Source organism: Enterococcus sp. XAF26B05_ASV22 (assembly GCF_056727285.1).
Map to the genome: position 1 here is coordinate 1932729 of NZ_CM161538.1, position 17810 is coordinate 1950538.

Annotated in this window: 14 protein-coding genes; 1 reads left to right on the plus strand and 13 read right to left on the minus strand. The window is 36.5% G+C overall.

Annotation, left to right across the window (positions count from 1 at the left end; all coding sequences use genetic code 11):
- Positions 1 to 138: 138 nt before the first annotated feature.
- The 13 genes from AC1PU0_RS09600 to dnaE all read right to left on the minus strand — a co-directional run bounded on the left by AC1PU0_RS09600 (position 139) and on the right by dnaE (position 17389).
- On the minus strand, positions 139 to 1200 hold the full coding sequence (locus AC1PU0_RS09600) for a SepM family pheromone-processing serine protease (RefSeq protein ID WP_206850314.1): 1062 nt from the start codon (positions 1198 to 1200) through the stop codon (positions 139 to 141).
- A complete protein-coding gene (gene coaD / locus AC1PU0_RS09605; RefSeq protein ID WP_111248741.1) occupies positions 1190 to 1693 on the minus strand; it encodes a pantetheine-phosphate adenylyltransferase in 504 nt (167 codons plus the stop codon). The genes AC1PU0_RS09600 and coaD overlap by 11 nt, the downstream gene beginning before the upstream one ends.
- A complete protein-coding gene (gene rsmD / locus AC1PU0_RS09610; protein ID WP_206850312.1) occupies positions 1686 to 2249 on the minus strand; it encodes a 16S rRNA (guanine(966)-N(2))-methyltransferase RsmD in 564 nt (187 codons plus the stop codon). The genes coaD and rsmD overlap by 8 nt, the downstream gene beginning before the upstream one ends.
- A gap of 104 nt (positions 2250 to 2353) precedes the next feature.
- Complete coding sequence (locus tag AC1PU0_RS09615) at positions 2354 to 2704, minus strand: YlbG family protein (RefSeq protein ID WP_206850311.1); 351 nt, start codon at positions 2702 to 2704, stop codon at positions 2354 to 2356.
- Complete coding sequence (locus AC1PU0_RS09620) at positions 2694 to 3125, minus strand: YlbF/YmcA family competence regulator (RefSeq protein ID WP_069653004.1); 432 nt, start codon at positions 3123 to 3125, stop codon at positions 2694 to 2696. The genes AC1PU0_RS09615 and AC1PU0_RS09620 overlap by 11 nt, the downstream gene beginning before the upstream one ends.
- Positions 3126 to 3127: 2 nt before the next feature.
- Positions 3128 to 4249 carry a CAP-associated domain-containing protein gene (locus tag AC1PU0_RS09625; protein WP_206850310.1) on the minus strand — a complete coding sequence of 374 codons (1122 nt, stop codon included), beginning with the start codon at positions 4247 to 4249 and terminating at the stop codon, positions 3128 to 3130.
- A 19-nt stretch (positions 4250 to 4268) separates the two neighbouring features.
- The gene (locus tag AC1PU0_RS09630; protein ID WP_206850309.1) at positions 4269 to 7697 is read right to left on the minus strand and encodes a pyruvate carboxylase; all 3429 of its coding nucleotides are present in this window, start codon (positions 7695 to 7697) and stop codon (positions 4269 to 4271) included.
- A gap of 36 nt (positions 7698 to 7733) precedes the next feature.
- Positions 7734 to 8924 (minus strand): FtsW/RodA/SpoVE family cell cycle protein, encoded by a 1191-nt coding sequence (locus tag AC1PU0_RS09635; RefSeq protein WP_206850308.1) that lies wholly within the window; start codon positions 8922 to 8924, stop codon positions 7734 to 7736.
- Between the two features lie 3 nt (positions 8925 to 8927).
- Complete coding sequence (locus AC1PU0_RS09640) at positions 8928 to 9230, minus strand: Fpa/YlaN family protein (protein ID WP_069653000.1); 303 nt, start codon at positions 9228 to 9230, stop codon at positions 8928 to 8930.
- Between the two features lie 629 nt (positions 9231 to 9859).
- Positions 9860 to 10879, minus strand: coding sequence for an alcohol dehydrogenase AdhP (adhP, locus tag AC1PU0_RS09645; RefSeq protein ID WP_069652999.1), 1020 nt, complete (start codon positions 10877 to 10879; stop codon positions 9860 to 9862).
- Positions 10880 to 11067: 188 nt separating this feature from the next.
- Positions 11068 to 12825: a pyruvate kinase gene (pyk, locus tag AC1PU0_RS09650; RefSeq protein ID WP_111247753.1), complete on the minus strand. Its 1758-nt coding sequence runs from the start codon at positions 12823 to 12825 to the stop codon at positions 11068 to 11070.
- A 97-nt stretch (positions 12826 to 12922) separates the two neighbouring features.
- Positions 12923 to 13885, minus strand: coding sequence for a 6-phosphofructokinase (pfkA, locus tag AC1PU0_RS09655; protein ID WP_069652997.1), 963 nt, complete (start codon positions 13883 to 13885; stop codon positions 12923 to 12925).
- Between the two features lie 171 nt (positions 13886 to 14056).
- Positions 14057 to 17389 (minus strand): DNA polymerase III subunit alpha, encoded by a 3333-nt coding sequence (gene dnaE / locus AC1PU0_RS09660; RefSeq protein WP_479998240.1) that lies wholly within the window; start codon positions 17387 to 17389, stop codon positions 14057 to 14059.
- 108 nt (positions 17390 to 17497) lie between these two features.
- Between dnaE and AC1PU0_RS09665 the strand changes: the two genes are divergently transcribed.
- Positions 17498 to 17689, plus strand: coding sequence for a YjzD family protein (locus AC1PU0_RS09665; protein ID WP_206833985.1), 192 nt, complete (start codon positions 17498 to 17500; stop codon positions 17687 to 17689).
- Positions 17690 to 17810: the final 121 nt, after the last annotated feature.

Sequence of the window (17810 nt, forward strand, 5' to 3'; positions counted from 1 at the left end):
CCTTCTAAATAAAGATACGCATTACTTTTTTATTTTCATGATTAAAAATAAAAAAACCTTTGATTTCCCGATATTTATTAGGCTTTTGCAATAAAACAAAAAATGAACAACGAAGTTAACACCTCGTTGTCCATTTTTTTATTTTTCTTTCAATGTTTCAAGATAATTTAAAGCATCTTGTACATTTTTTACAGGTACAATTTTCATTTTTGTTCCTATTTTTTCAGCGGCTGCTTTTGCCTCTTCGTAGTTTGTTTTAATTTCTGGTTCAGCTTTTTTCATTTCCTTCGTGATTTCGTCATCCGGTGCAAAGAAAATTTCTGTTCCATTGTTACTAGCAGTAACAACTTTTTTGTCAATACCACCTATTCGCCCAACGACTCCTTGAGTATTGATTGTTCCTGTACCAGCAATCTTATGTCCTTTACGAATCCCTTTTTGTATTAGTTGCTCATATGTCTCTAAGGTAAACATTAAGCCTGCTGATGGACCACCGATATCACCTGCATCTATTTCAACCGGAACCGTAGACTCAATTTCAGTATGATCAGTCAATCCGATGCCAATACCTGCCTTTTTATCGGTTGGTAATTCAATCAATTTACCTTCTGCTTTCTTAGCCTTACCATCTTGTAAGTAGCTTACAGTCACTTTTTGCCCAATTTTTTGTTTTTTTACATAGTCTACAAATTCTTCACTGCTTTTAAATGTATGTCCATCGATTCCTGTAACAGTATCTCCAACAGAAATTTTTCCTTTAAAACTTGAATTATCTTCTATTGCTAAAACATATACACCTTTGAAATTCATTTTGTAGGGTACATCAGCGAGTTTTAACGCCTGCTCAATTGCAGCATTTTTCGACGAATTCATATAATATTGCTGAATTCGATCATATTCACTACTTGTACTTGATCCCATCAATTCTTCTTTGCTTACTAGTTCTTCAAAAGTTGAAAATTTTGCTTTTAAAGCAGAACCTACTGTTGCTTTACGAACACCAACAGTTGTTAAATAAAACGCACCTGGTTCCGTATCTTTTTTATTATTCACAGTCACAAAATCTTTTAAATTCTCCGTTGTACCAGGCCCTTCAATGTAAAAAGGAATTGGAAAGATCATTATAATAATCAACACTATAACGATAATAAAAGGGAGCGTCGACTTGATTGATAATTTTTCTTCATGTTCATTCTTCATTTCGTTTCATCTCACGATTCTTTTGATTTAGTGCTCGATTGACAGATTGAGGAAGGTATTCAGAGACATCCCCGCCAAATTCCAGCACTTCCTTTAGTAAACTTGAACTGATGTGACCATAGGTTTCGTCAGCTAATAGAAAAACAGTTTCTAAATGAGGTGCTAAATGATGATTCATTCTCGCTATGTCTTTTTCATACTCATAGTCTTTGATATTTCTGATTCCACGAATTAAAAAGTTAGCACCTAATTCTTCAGCACTTTCAACAGTGAGTTTCTTTTCTTGAACGATAACTTCCACATTTTCTAAATGGGCAACAGCTTCCTTAATGAAGATAAGCTTTTCTTCTAAGGAAAAAAGAGCTGTTTTATTTGTATTGACAAAAACGCCTATAATGACTTTGTCGAACAACAGTGTACTACGTTCAATCATATTTAAATGGCCATTCGTCAATGGGTCAAAACTTCCAGGAAAAAGAGCAATTTTACTCATCGCTTACCTCCTGTTTATAAATCGTTATTTGAGTGATACCGTAGGTTGTTTCACGAGATTTTACACATGTACCAATGATTTCTGGAAGCTTCACAGATTTATCCGTCTCACAAACAATGATACCCACTTCACTTAGTAAATCTTGAGCAAGCATTTGTTCTATTTGCTTTTCGATTTCCTGTTTGGCATACGGCGGATCAAGTAACACCAAATCGACCGTTATTTCTTCTTCTTTTAAAAATAATAATGCTTTATTAGCATCCATTTTTTTTACGATAAACTTGTTTGGTTCTTTTGTTACTTCAATATTTTCCTTAATAATTTTAATAGCAGAAAAGTTTTTTTCAATACAAATTCCTAGATCCATTCCTCTGGACACAGCTTCGATCGCTAAACCGCCGCTTCCTGCATATAAATCTAACACCGTTCCACCATCAAAATACGGTCCGATCATATTAAAAATCGATTCTTTTACCTTATCCGTTGTAGGGCGTGTATTATCACCAACTAATGCTTTTAAACGTCGTCCACCATATTCTCCAGATATAACCCGCATTCTTTAAACGCTCCTTATCACTTAATGTACTTTAATAGTATATCAACTATACAGAAAAAAGATGAAAAATGTTTGAAGTTCGTACACATTTTTCATCTCAATTTTTACACATTTTCAGCTAAACGAATTTGAGTACTTAATTCTTCGACCTCAAAGCCTTCTTCTTTCTCGTACTGATACGCCGCTTTTGTTCCGATTTTTTCAGCAAAATTCATTTCCACATCTGGACGATAAGACCGTTCTACTTTCCGTACAAAATGCAAACCATTGATTTTAGCTTCTGAGCTTTCAATATCTTCTTCATTCATATAAAGCACAACATATTTCATCCGACGTGAGACATAATGAATCAATCCATAGCGTTTCAATGTCTTTAATTGCTTTAAACTGTATACAAAAACAACTAAACAACGACGTTTTTGAATGGTAAATTTTTTTTCTTCCTTAACTTGCATGACAATTACCTCCACACCCCGAATGTTTTCCCTTTTCAAAAAATGGATTTCCAGCGTCTACTTTGATATCAGCTGAAATTGTTTTCGCTACTGCCATACCCACTAAATCTAATATCGTTTGAACACCAGTTTCAGAGAATCGAAACTCAGCAACTTCTTCACTCAGATCTAACGCACGCTTCGCTTGGCGAACTGCTCGTTGTTTAGTGCGGAAATCCGGCGCATGGTTTCCATAAGCTTCGATGCGCTCGAAGGAATCTTTTGCCTCTAAAAATGCTTTCTGCTTCTCTCGGACGTCCTTAGATCCATACATTGCTTGACGATTTATTTTGTAAGATTCAATGGTCTCACTTGCTAAAATGGCTTGAACAAGTTTTTCTGTCTGATCTTCTATTTCAAAAAGTTTTTCTGTCACTATCATACTTATTCACTTTCCTCTGTTTGAGTTATTTCTTTTTCAGTCTCTTGTAATAAGACTAACATACTTGCTTTAGAGAAAGCAACGCCAATGTGTTCATTTTCCTGATGAGCAAATCGAGAATGATATAATGAATCAGAAAACCATGAGAGTACAGTGAAGGTTGGATCATAAACGGGTTCTGTATACATCCCTGTTGCTTTTTTCTTGTCTAATTGACCCGCTTTTAATAATTTTTGGTATTCATCATTGGTCAGTGTAAACATGGTCTCAGAAGTCATTTGTTCTTTGCTATATTGCCAATTTTCTACTCGTTTTGCTGAAAGAACATTTTTAGAATTTTTATTTAATGTATCAAAAAGCTTTTGAGCATTTTTTTGACTTTCAGTATTCACACGATATGCTGGTAATCCTTCTGCAAGTTTCAACAAATTGATTGTTCTGATCACTTGATTACTTGTGACAGCATCAAATCCAGGAGGCTGTTCTTTTACCGGAAAAGGCACAAGTTCACCTTCTACTAATTGGTATGGCATTAAGGTTAATAATGTTTTTTTATCTAAATAAGTAACTGCTGAAAGCTTACCTGTGCCATGATTGAAAAATAAAATAGCGAATGTCTTATTATCAAATGCAATCAGAGGACGATAATTCATATCTTCTTCCATTAACTCCACATTGTAGTTGGTTTCTTTGTATGTAAAGGCAAAATTCGAATAAATGGTCATCAATTCTGAAACATCCGACAACTTCATACCGATAGAGAATGGCATCGTTTCTTTTGAGTCATTCAATGCTTTGATTGAAGAGATTTTTTCGTTTTGAACATTCACTTCTAGATAATCTGAATCTTTCACACCATATATCCATAACTCATATCCCATAACTGTCATTTTTTTTTCAAGCGGTTCACCAAACTCAGTAACGAAATCAGTTGCTTTTTTTCCTATGTACGTAGCATAACCCGAAGTTGGTATTTCTTCATAAGGTAAAGCAGTATGGGAGGCAACTTGTCTCCCATGATCTGCTTCTTGCTGCATTTTTTCAGCAGGGAAAAAGACTGGCTGCAAATAGCCCCCTACAACGACTATCAAGAAAACGCCTAAAAAAGCTAAAAATCGTTTCATCTTTCCCCCCACTTTTCGGTTAATTTTCTTTTACTTCTATCAACAGATCACCTGAACTAATCGGTTCTTCTTCAAATACATAAATATTTTCAACAATCCCATCAAAACGAGCTTCAATAGTGGTTTCCATCTTCATCGCTTCTGTTACCAACAAAGCATCTCCTTTTTTAACCTTGTCCCCTTTTTGAACTAAAACTTGGAGAACAGAGCCTGACATTGTAGCACCGATTTGCTCTTTATTTGTTGGTTCTGCTTTGCGTTTTGCTTGGACAGAGGATTTGATAGAGGTATCTTTAATAACTATTTCACGTCGTTGACCGTTTAAATTAAAGAATAATACCCGGTTTCCTTCAATATCAGGGTCACCGATTTCATCTAAACGAATAATCAACGTCTTACCCTTTTCGATTTGAACTTCTACTGATTCACCTTGCCGAATTCCTTGGAAGAAGGTTGGCGTATCTAATAACGTCACATCACCAAAATTTTGATAAGAAGTACGATAGTCCAAGAATACCTGAGGATACATTAAATAACTCAATACCTCTTCTAGTTTTGGTTCATAACCAATTTTTTCAGTTAATTCTGCTTTTACCTTATCAAATTTTACAGGCGCTGCCAAACTTCCAGGCCTTTCTGTGAAGGCTGGACGTCCTTTTAGAATAATTCTCTGTAACTCTTTAGGAAACCCACCTACTGGTTGACCTAAGTCCCCTTGGAAGAAGGTAACGACTGACTCTGGAAAACTCAAGTCTTCTCCATTGGCATAGATTTCCTCTTCTGTTAGATTATTTTGAACCATGAATAATGCCATATCCCCTACGACTTTTGAAGATGGCGTCACTTTAACAATATCGCCAAACATTAAGTTGACCGTATGATACATTTTTTTGATTTCATCCCATTGGTGACCCAAGCCGACAGCCTTAGCTTGTTGTTGTAAATTAGAATACTGTCCACCTGGCATTTCATGCATGTAAACTTCTGTTTGTGGTGCATTTAGGCCATTTTCGAATGATTGGTAATACATACGAACATCTTCCCAGTAATGGTTGATTTTTTGCGTATTATCGATGTTAACATTGGGGGTACGATCACCATTCACTAACGCATAATATAAACTGCTCATGCTAGGCTGACTTGTTGCCCCGCTCATTGCACTTGTAGCCACATCTACGATATCCACTCCAGCTTTAGTCGCAGCTGAATAGGTGATTATACCATTACCGCTTGTATCATGTGTATGCAAATGTATCGGTAAATCAGTCGTATCTTTTAACTCACTGATCAAACGATACGCTGCTTGTGGCTTTAATAAACCTGCCATATCTTTGATTGCAATAATATGAGCACCCATCTTTTCAAGTTCTTTGGCCATATTTTTGTAGTACTCAACATTGTATTTTGCTCTTGAAGGGTCATTGATATCCCCTGTATAACAAATAGCAGCTTCTGCAATCTTCCCGGTATCTCTAACGGTTTGAATACTTTTTTCCATCTGCGGTAACCAATTCAAACTATCAAAAATACGGAAAACATCAATTCCTTGTCTTGCTGACTCTTTAATAAATTCTTCGATTACATTGTCTGGATAATTTTGATAGCCAACCGCATTTGACCCTCTAAACAACATTTGTAATAATGTGTTCGGCATTAACTTACGAATTTTGCGTAGTCTTTGCCATGGATCTTCATTTAAGAAACGATATGCAACATCAAAAGTTGCACCGCCCCACATTTCACTCGAAAATAGCTCAGGCAACCCTTCGCCAGTTAAACGTGCGATTTCTTTGAAATCCTGTGTTCTTACTCGAGTAGCTAATAAACTTTGATGTGCATCGCGGAAAGTTGTATCTGTTAATAAAACATTTTCTTGTTTTTTGACCCATTCGATTACGCCTTGCGCTCCATCTGTATCTAAAACATTTTTTGCCGTTACATAATCATTACGTAACTCTAAATCAGTTGGTATACGCGGTGCATCAAAATATTTCTTCGTTGATTTTTCAATACCAGGAAATCCATTGACTGTAACTTCACCAATAAATTTCATTGTTTTATTCCCGCGATCTCTTAATTTAGGAAATTCGAATAATTGCGGTGTATTGTCGATAAAGGTAGTTTTTGCTTCCCCTGATTGAAATTCTGTATGGCCAATTACTTTGTGTAAAAATGGAATATTCGTCTTAACACCACGAATTCTAAATTCTCTCAAACTACGTTCCATCTTTTGAATCGCTTTTTCAAACGTAAAACCATGAGTACAAACTTTAACCAACAATGAATCAAAATAGGGCGTAACAACCGCACCTGAATAGGCATTTCCAACATCTAGACGGACGCCAAAACCACCTGGTGAACGATAAGTATCAATCTTACCAGTATCAGGCATGAAATGATTCAATGGATCTTCCGTTGTAATTCTGCATTGGATTGCAGCGCCATTTAGCGTAATATTTTCTTGTTGTGGAATTTTCATATCTTTATGAAGATCAAGACCTTGAGCAATCTGTAATTGTGAAACTACAATGTCTATATCTGTGACCATTTCAGTGATGGTATGCTCTACTTGAACACGTGGGTTCACTTCGATAAAATAAAATTGATCACCCTCAACTAGAAATTCAACTGTCCCAGCATTTATATATTGAACGTGCTTCATTAATTGAACCGCAGCACCACAAATTTCTTTGCGTTTTTCTTCACTCATTGAAACACATGGAGCTACTTCCACAACTTTTTGATGACGGCGTTGAACAGAGCAATCACGTTCAAATAAATGAATCACATTCCCATGACTATCACCTAAAATTTGAACTTCAATATGTTTTGGATTGGAAATATATTTTTCAACATAGACTTCATCAGAACCAAAAGCTGCCTTAGCTTCACTTTTCGCTCGATCATACCCTTCTCTTGCTTCTTTTTCGTCATGAGCTACGCGCATGCCACGACCGCCACCACCAAGTGCCGCTTTGATCATAATCGGAAAACCATGTGTCCGACCAAAGTCCAAGACACCTTCTACTGTATCAACAGGACCATCTGAACCCGGTATCGAAGAAATCCCAGCAGCCACAGCGGCTTCTTTTGCTTTGATTTTATCGCCAAAAATGTCTAGATGATGCAGTGATGGCCCTACAAAAATAAGGCCTTCTTCTCTACAACGACGGGCAAACTCCAAATTCTCAGAAAGAAAACCATAACCTGGATGTATAGCATCAGCACCAGATTGTTTTGCAATTCTGATTATGTCTTCCACGTCAAGGTAGGCTTCTATTGGTTTTTTTCCCTTACCAACTAAATAGGCTTCATCAGCTTTAAAACGATGAACTGAATATTCGTCTTCTGCTGCATAGATTGCCACTGTCCCGATGTGCATCTCTGTACAGGCTCTAAAAATACGAATTGCGATTTCTCCACGATTTGCGACTAAAACTTTTTTCATTCTTTCACTCCTACCTGTTTATTTGACCTTCATTTATTAATTACCAAGTAATTGGTATTCTTGGTCCATTTTTTGTTTTTTTTCATCTGCACTGATATTCAATACAAATGCAACTGCAATTGAAATAATCAATACACTGTTCCCTCCTTGGCTTAGGAAAGGAAATGTTACACCTGTTAAAGGAATCACTCCAGTAATTCCGCCCAAATTGATAAAAACCTGCAACAACAACATTGTACCAATACCAATACACATTAGTGAATTGAACGGTTTTTTTGAGCGTACGCCAACTAAAATGATTCGCGCAATCATAAACATTAAAATTGCTAGTATAATCAATGATACAAATAAGCCCAATTCTTCAATTGTTATAGCAAATATAAAATCTGAATGTGCTTCTGGTAAAAATCCTTTTTTCTGAATGCTATTTCCTAAACCTTTTCCAAACCAGCTACCATTATTGATCGCATAATAAGAATTTGCCAATTGATGACCCGCATTCCGTTCATCTTTGAATGGATTTAAGAAAATAGCGAAGCGTTGATACACGTATTGATATCTTTCTGGAATAATCTTTCCTCCAGTTAAAAGTAACGCTTGGATAACAGCAATACTACCCAAAATCCCAGCGCCGCCCACTATATATGTATACATATAATTTACGCCACTAGAGAGTATCATAATAATAACCAATAAAGTCAAAATGGCTGCGTTTCCGAAATCCGGTTGGATCGCAACTAGGAAGATTAAACAGCCAACCAAAAGCATCGGTCTAAACACTGCTTTTTTAAATTCTTTATCGATATATTTCTGTCTTCGGCCTAAAATATAAGCAAGATACCAAATCACCATTATTTTTAGATATTCAGCCGGTTGCATTGAGAACGAACCAATTTGAATCCAACCTTTAGCACCATTGATTTCTGAACCTAATGTCGTAAATCGAACGGCTAACAGAAGAACCGAAATAACCACAATTGCAAACATAATAAAGCCTTTGACTTGAAAGACGCTCGTTTTCATCTTGTAAATAAAAAACATTGCTACTAAACTTAAAAGCCAAAATTGTAGCTGGGTGATAACCATTCCGGTCGGTGGCTTGCCTTGTGACACTAACAGAGAAGAAGTAGAACTGTAAACCATGATTAATCCCACTGCACTAAGAACCAAATAGGGAATCAAAATACTATAATCTAACAGATGCCTTTTTTTTATCTTGTTCGGCAAAGCTTAAACCTCCTTGCCAATCTCTTTTTTTTCTTGTGTTTCCTCATAAACGTCACTATATAATTGATTAAGTTCTTTTTCTAAATCACTTAGCATTTGATGTCCTTGTTTTGAACTTAAAATACCTAGTCGAATGGCATAAGTCACTTGACGAGAAAAACCATACATTTGCGTGTCTACGACTTCTTCAAACGCCTTACACTGGGAAATGCATAGGCTATTTTTTTGATTACGAATCAACATCATAATCCTTTGTGCATCATCGTTTAACAGCTGAACGGCAAAATCTTTTGAAATGGATTCCATTTGCACTAAACCTCCCATCTTAATTATGTAATTATAGCATAATTTGTCCCTTGATTAACAGAAATTTTCTGAAAATCACTCGTTTAAAAATTTTTTTAATGTTTAGCAAACAGAAATAAATAGAAATCTCATTGTTATGACAGTCTATTTCAAAATTGATCCAAAAATCAACTCTTTTATACTAGTCAGCTCTAACTGATCGCTATCAATTTACGCCATATACAATTACGTAATAGATTACATAAAACCAACTCAACGCCCCGTGAAACACTGCCCAAAGAATACTATGCTAATTTACATACGAGATGACTAATGCTCATGCACCTCCAAATGAAATACCTGCTTTTGCACTTTCCTTCATCTTTGTTCCTCCTAAAATTCCATAAAAATAAATGATATAGATTTGATTAGGGAATCGAACCCGTTCATTCAACTATTTTATCCTTGATAAATTTCCAATAAATTCTACTATCAATAGTAACAGAATCTATTTTAAGAAGCTATCAAAGTAGCTAGAAAAGGCTACTATTCACTTGCTTGTTATAAAAAAAGACCCTACAAAGTTAGAATTTCAGCTCTTTCTTTTAGGGTCTTTGCTATTCTGTTTATTTATACAATTTATAATTGTGTTATTTTTTTAAATCTACAACCATTCTACCCTTGATTTTTCCTTGTTCCATTTCTTCAAAGATGTCATTGACTTCATGTAAACAACGAGTTTCCACGACGGGTACAACTTTACCTTCTGCTCCAAATTGGAATGCTTCTTCAAGATCTTTGCGTGTTCCAACTAATGATCCTACGATTTGAATTCCATCTAAAACAGTCTTAACAATTGCTAGATCCATCGTTTCTGGCGGTAATCCAACTGCAACTACTTTACCAGCAGCTCTTACAGAATCTACGGCTTGATTAAATGCAACTTTCGAAACAGCCGTAACAACTGCTGCATGTGCTCCGCCGACTTTCTCTTGAATCCACGCTCCAGCATCACCATCTGTTAATGGATTGCAAACTAAATCAGCACCTAATTCTTTGGCGAATTCTAATTTATCATCATTGATGTCAACAGCAATGACTTTAGCATTAAACACATTTTTAGCATATTGAATCGCTAAATTTCCTAAGCCACCAATACCGTAGATAGCAACCCATTGTCCTGGTTTTACATCAGAAACTTTGATTGCTTTGTAACACGTAACCCCTGCACATGAAATACTGCTGGCTTGAGCTGGATCTAGGCCTTCTGGTACCTTAACAGCGTAGTCTGCTTTAACAATACATTGTTCAGCCATTGCACCATCCACTGAAAATCCAGCATTTTTTACTTGGCGGCAGAACGTTTCACGGCCTGTGATACAATATTCGCAAGTGCCACATCCTTCAAAAAACCAAGCGATACTTACGCGGTCTCCTACTTTTAAACTCTCGACACCTGGAGCAATTTCTTTAACGATCCCGATTCCTTCATGACCAATCACTCGCCCTGGAACTTCACCAAAATCTCCGTGAGCGACATGCAGGTCAGTATGACAAACACCACAATATTCAACATCCACTAAAGCTTCACCAGTTTCAAGCGGTCTGATATCTAATTCCTTGATCTCTACTTTTCCATTATTTTCTTTCGTTACAACAGCTGCTTTCATTCTATCACTCCTGTGTTTTTTAATATATGGTAACAATTATATTGTACCATGTATGAAATCGTTTTAAAAGTCTTTTTGAGAAGAATTTCACAAATAATGAAAATTCGTTTAACACACATAAAAAAGAACCGGAATGAATCACTTTTCCTGATTCATTCCGGTTCTTGTATAAGTTATAATTAAAAAATTTAGATTGCTGTTGTTGCTCCACGGTATACAATACCACGACGAGGATCAACAGTGATCAATTCATCATTAGCAATTAAGTTTGTTGCATCCGCCGCACCAACGATTACTGGAATATCTTTCGCAATTGCAACAACTGCTGCATGGGAAGTTAACCCACCTTCTTCAACAACCAACGCAATTGCTTTGTCGATTGCAGGCATATAATCTTTGTCAGTTGTTTTAACAACTAGAATAGAACCTTCTACTGCGTTAGCAACTGCTTCTTCTGCTGTATTTGCTACAACTGCTTTAGCAATAACTGATGATTCACCGATTCCTTGACCTTGAACTAATTTTGATCCGATCATTTGGATCTTCATTAAGTTTGTTGTCCCTTTCTCACCTACTGGAACGCCTGCTGTGATAATGATTAAATCACCTTCACTTGCAAATCCTTCTTCTTGAGAAGTGCGTGTTGCTAAGTTGAACATTTCATCAGTGCTTGATGGTTTGTCAGCAACGGTTGCATAAACACCCCAAGATAATGATAAGCTACGAGCTTTTTGTTCTGAGAAAGTAATCGCAACGATATGAGATTTTGGACGATATTTAGAAATCATACGAGCAGTGTGACCTGATTCAGTCGCTGCTACGATTGTTTGGATACCCAAGTTACGTGCAGTATGTCCAACTGATTGACCAATCGCTTCAGCCATATCCGTTTTGCTGTAAAGTTTTAATGCAAATGAATCTTGGTTGATCAATGCTTCTTCAGTACGGACTGCGATACGAGCCATTGTTTGAACAGCCTCTAATGGGTAATCCCCAGCAGCTGTTTCCCCAGAAAGCATTACTGCATCTGTTCCGTCATAGATTGCATTCGCAACGTCATTTGCTTCTGCACGTGTTGGGCGCGGGTTACGTTGCATAGAATCTAGCATTTGAGTTGCCGTGATAACTGGTTTACCTAAAGCATTACATTTTTTAATCAAGTCTTTTTGAACAACTGGAACGTCTTCTGTTGGAATTTCAACACCCATGTCGCCACGAGCAACCATTAAACCATCAGAAACTTTTAGGATTTCATCAATGTTATCGATACCTTCTTGGTTTTCGATTTTAGGAATGATTTGGATATGTGTTGCATTTTCTTCTTCCAAAATTTTCGTAATTTCTAAAACATCAGTTGCACGACGAACGAAACTTGCCGCGATAAAGTCAACGCCTTGTTCGATACCAAAACGGATATCAGCAGCATCTTTATCTGTAATACCAGGAAGGTTTACAGAAACGCCAGGTACGTTAACACCTTTTTTATTTTTTAGAACGCCTTCGTTTTTAACGAGCGTAACGATTTCGTTAGCTGTACGGTCGATATCTGTTACTTCTAAGTCAATCAGTCCATCATCTAAAAGAATATGAGAGCCAACATTTACATCGTTGATTAATTCTGGATAAGTGATTGAAAACTTTTCGTTTGTTCCTAAAACTTCTGTCATAGAAAGGCGCACTGAATCACCAGTTCTTAATGTGATTGCCCCATTTTCCATTTCGTTTGTACGAATTTCAGGTCCTTTTGTATCAAGCAAGATTGCTACGCGTTTTCCTGTGATTTTTGCAGCCTCACGAATATTTTTAATGCGGTTACCATGCTCTTCAAAATCACCGTGAGAGAAGTTCAAACGGCAAACATTCATTCCTGCATTCATTAAGTTTACTAGCATGTCAACAGTTTCACTAGCTGGTCCGATCGTACATACGATTTTCGTTTTTTTCATTACCAAACGCTCCTATTCCATTTTTGTTTATACGTCATGAAGATTATCTATTTTCCTCAAGGGATACCTAAGATAGCTGAAATTGCTCAGCATATCTTTAGAAAGAAATCTCTTGATTTAAATCATAAAGTGATAAGTCAGGTTTATGTTTGTGATTTTCCAATGTCTCAACGATATCTGCTGAGACAACTTGGTTATCCAGCATCCCGATACATTGTCCGCCAATTCCTGCTTTTAACAATTCAACTGCATACGAACCGAATTTACTTGCTAATACGCGGTCGCGAGCACTTGGTGAACCGCCACGGACAACATGTCCTAAAATAGAGACACGTGTGTGGAAATCGCCATGTTCAGAAAGTTTATCAGCAAATTCATTACCACCCATTACGCCTTCTGCTAGGATGATCAAGCAATGTTTCTTACCGCGATCGCGTCCTTCTCTGATGCGTTTAGCAACATTGACCATATCAAAGTCATGTTCTGGAATGATAATTTCGTCAGCTCCACCGGCAACACCTGACCAAAGGGCGATATCACCTGCACCACGTCCCATTACTTCAATAACGAAAGTACGCACATGTGATGTTGCTGTGTCACGGATACGGTCGATTGATTCTAACACTGTATTAATTGCTGTATCAAATCCAATCGTAAAATCGGTTCCTGGAATATCATTATCAATCGTTCCTGGAATACCTACAGCTGGGAAACCGCGTTTTGTTAGTGCCATCGCGCCATGGTATGAACCATCTCCACCAATAACAACTAAACCTTCAATCCCAAATTTTTTCAATTGTTCGATTCCTTTTAATTGCCCCTCTTCTGTTGCAAACTCTGGATAACGGGCAGAATATAAGAATGTTCCTCCACGTTGAATTTTGTCACCAACATCAGCAATGTCTAAACGGCGAATGTCACCTGCCACCAAACCTGCAAAACCATAGTTTATTCCATAAACCTCGATTCCGTCAAAAATCCCTTTACGTACCACTGCACGAATTGCAGCGTTCATTCCTGGGGCGTCTCCCCCACTGGTTAAAATACCGATACGTTTCATTCGTTCTTTCACCTCATATATTATACTTTTAAGCTGTAACAAATTTAGTCACAGTTATTCATTACTCAAAAATATTACGTCACTCATTTTACCATTAATAGTGCAAAATGTCTTGATTTAAGAAGAAATAATTGAAAAAAGATGAAAACAATTAGTATTTTTTACCGTAAATTATTTGAAAACAACATTTTGGTTCCCTAAAATCGCCTCTAATTGTTTTTTTACACTTAGCGTATCCGCTACCCAATTCTCTTCTCCTAAGACTACTTTTTTACCATTTTCTTCAAAGTAAATAATTACTGGCGTATTGCCTTTATTTTGTTGAATGACCTCGTGGACACTTTGCAACACTTCTTTCTGATCTTTCGCCGCAACAATTTTTAAATAACAAGTTGTTGCACTAATACTGTTTTCAATAGCACTAGCTTTTTCAATTTGATTTACCAATAATTGAAGTTCTTGATTGTAATTACTTTTTTCTACTTTGCCTTCTACAAAATAGACTTGATTTTTTTCAACAGTTTGACGAAGTGTTCTGAATACTGTCGGGAAAAGTGTTAAAGAGAGTGATCCAGTTAAATCATCACCTTCCACAAACGCCATTTGTTCGCCTTTTTTTGTACGGATCACTCGGCTATCTTTTACATAAATCAATAAACGTGCCGTTTGATTTTCCACGACATCGCTAACTAACATCACTTGCTTAGCTAAACGTGTCTTCTTAAATTCCTCTGTAGGATGTCCTGATAAATAAACACCTAAATATTGTTCTTCCTGCTCCAGTTTCTCTTCCAACGTATAATCAGCAACTTCTACTTCTTTCAGTTTCAGCGTATCTTCTAAAAGATTCATACTGCCACCACTATAAATGATGTTTTGAATTTCACTGTCTAAACTAACCGCTAACTGACGACGATTTGCTTGTAGTTCATCGAAGGCCCCAATTGCAATGAGCGGTTGAATATTATCAGCTTTCAGCCACTTCCGATCGATACGTAGTAAAAATTGCTCAAACGATTTAAATGGACCACGTTCTTTACGCTCATCTATAATATTTTGGATAAAATCTCTCCGTATTCCTTTTAATGAGCTAAAACCAAACATGATTTGGTCATCATTATTTAAGTAAAAGCTGTATTGACTAGAATTGATAGACGGTTGTACAATCACCATTTTGTTTTTCCGTGCTTCTCCAATATATTCTTTGATTTTAGTGGGGTTATGCCTTACTGAATGAAGAATCGCAGCATAAAAAGCCCCTGGAAAATGGACTTTTAAGTAGGCCATTTGGAATCCAATAAAAGAATAAGCAAACGCATGGGATCGATTAAAACCGTAGTTAGCAAATCGCTCAATATAATCGTAGATCGTCATTGCAATTTCCTTGCTGTGTCCTTGATTCATCGCCCCTTCAACGAAATGCTTTCGTTCTTCATCCAAGACATCTTTTTTCTTTTTACTAACGGCACGGCGTAAAATATCTGCTTGTCCTAAACTAAAGCCTGCCATTGTAGAAGCAACTTGAATAATTTGCTCCTGATACACAATAATACCGTACGTATTCTTTAAAATCGGCTCTAAAACAGCATCGGGATAATCAATTGGTTCTTGATCTTTTTTTCGACGGATAAACAAATCGATATTTTGCATCGGACCAGGACGATACAAGGCGTTGACAGCCGCAATATCTTCAATACTTGTTGGACCGAGTTTGCGGAGAACATTTCTGATACCAGCTGATTCAAATTGAAAAACGCCACTTGTTTCTCCTCGTCTAAATAAAGATAACGTCTTTTCATCATCTAAAGGAATTTGATTTAAAATCACTTCTTTTTTATAGACACGCTTGATTGACTTGATTGTGTTATCTATGATCGATAAATTTCTCAATCCTAAGAAGTCCATTTTTAATAGACCAATTTTCTCAACGTCATTCATAGTAAATTGTGTTAGAAAAATGTCATTTGAACCCGGTTGTAACGGGACGATATCTAAGAGGTCTATATCACTGATCACCACTCCAGCTGCATGGGTTGAAACATGTCGTGGCAACCCTTCTAAACGAATAGCCGTATCATATAACAAACGATTTGTCTCCGAAAAATTCACTAACTCAACAAGATTTTTTGACTCTGCATACGCTGTTTTCAAGGTCATTTTCAATGCACTTGGCACCGCGTTGGACCAACGATTTGATTCACTTTGAGATAGGCCAAAAACTCTGGCAACATCTCTTAAAACCATTTTTGCCGCCATCGTACCAAACGTAGCAATTTGTGCCATATGATAGTGTCCATATTTTTCACGAACATATTGCAACACTTCTTCACGACGATTATCTGGAATATCTAAATCTATATCGGGCATTGAATGTCGTTCTGGATTTAAGAACCGTTCAAATAGTAAGTCGTATTTAATGGGATCAACATCTGTGATTGATAATACATAAGATACTAAAGATCCTGCCGCAGAACCCCGCCCAGCCCCTGTCACAATTTTTTTGTCATGAGCAAATGCCATTACGTCCCAAACGATCAAGAAATAATCATCAAATCCCATTGTATGGATAATATCAAGCTCTTTTGCTAATCGTTCTTCATATTCAACCGTAACATCCGAAATTCGTTCAGGCAGTTTCTTCAAGCATAACTCTTTTAAAAATTCTCCTGCTTGTCTTCCTTCTGGAATCGGATAATGTGGTAGTAAACGTTGATGCAACGGAATCTCCAAATTACAAGAATCAACAAGTTTTTTGGCGTTATGAAGGGCTTGTTCATTAATTTTCAAATGTAATTGTTCGGTAACATCTGCCTGATTTCTTAGATAAAATGGTCCTTCAATTTCAGTTTCTTCAGCATTTAATACCATTTGTTGTCCTTGATTAATGTGTGCTAATACGTTTAAGGCAAATCCATCTTCTCGATTTAAATAACGTGTTTCTTGCAAAGCAAGTAGTGATTGTTTTTTTGCTTCATAAAACTTAAAAAGTGCTGGATCAGTTTCCGGATTACAGGTAAATGAGGCCCCCGCAAAAAAAGAGTCTGGCTCAAATAATTGGATTAGCTGATCTAAACTTTCAGCCGCTTCTGTTTCACTTCTTTTTAGGGCAAAAGCCACTTCGCTTTTATCGGAGGGTATCACAGCAAATAAATGAGTGAAATATTCTTTGATTTCATCTAAATAGAACATTCTTTCGCTATTCATCTTTGCAGTTGAGATTCGCATTAAATGTTGATAGCCAACTAAATCTTTTGCATACAGTACAATCTGTGCTAGCTGTTCAGACTTTTGCGGGGTATATTCTAACGTCAATCCAATAATTGGTTTAATAGCTTCCTTTTTACAGGCTTCAAAAAATTCGATTGCCCCATGAAGTACATTGATATCCGTAATTCCTAAAGCTGTATACCCTAGTTTTTTTGCTTGTTTCACTAATTCTTGAATACGAATGGTACTGGAAAGTAATGAATAGGAAGTGATTGTATATAATTGTGGAAAGGGCATAGGACATCTCCTTTTACGTGTGATGGTATTAAAATAAAAATGAATCTTTCAATTTCTTTACATTTATAAAAATTGTGCTAAACTATAGCTAGAAAAGAGGTGCAATCCATGCGTTACATTCTTGTATTGTTGTGGTCCTTTTTACTAGGACAAGTGGTCGGCTATATCGGCGGTGCCTTAAATGGCGGAAGTTATGATTTTATGCTGACAACAATTATGTCATTGATTACCGGTGTGATTATCTTATTAATTGGTCAATTTGCAATACCAAAAAAAGAAACCACTAAAAGTGCTCAATAACTCTCAGACTACTGACCTAAGCTAATTTTTTATTCGCTTTTAGCTCACTGTCTATAACTTAACATCATGATTATAAAAAAACCAGTTACTACAAACATTGTAACTGGTTTTTTTATGTTTT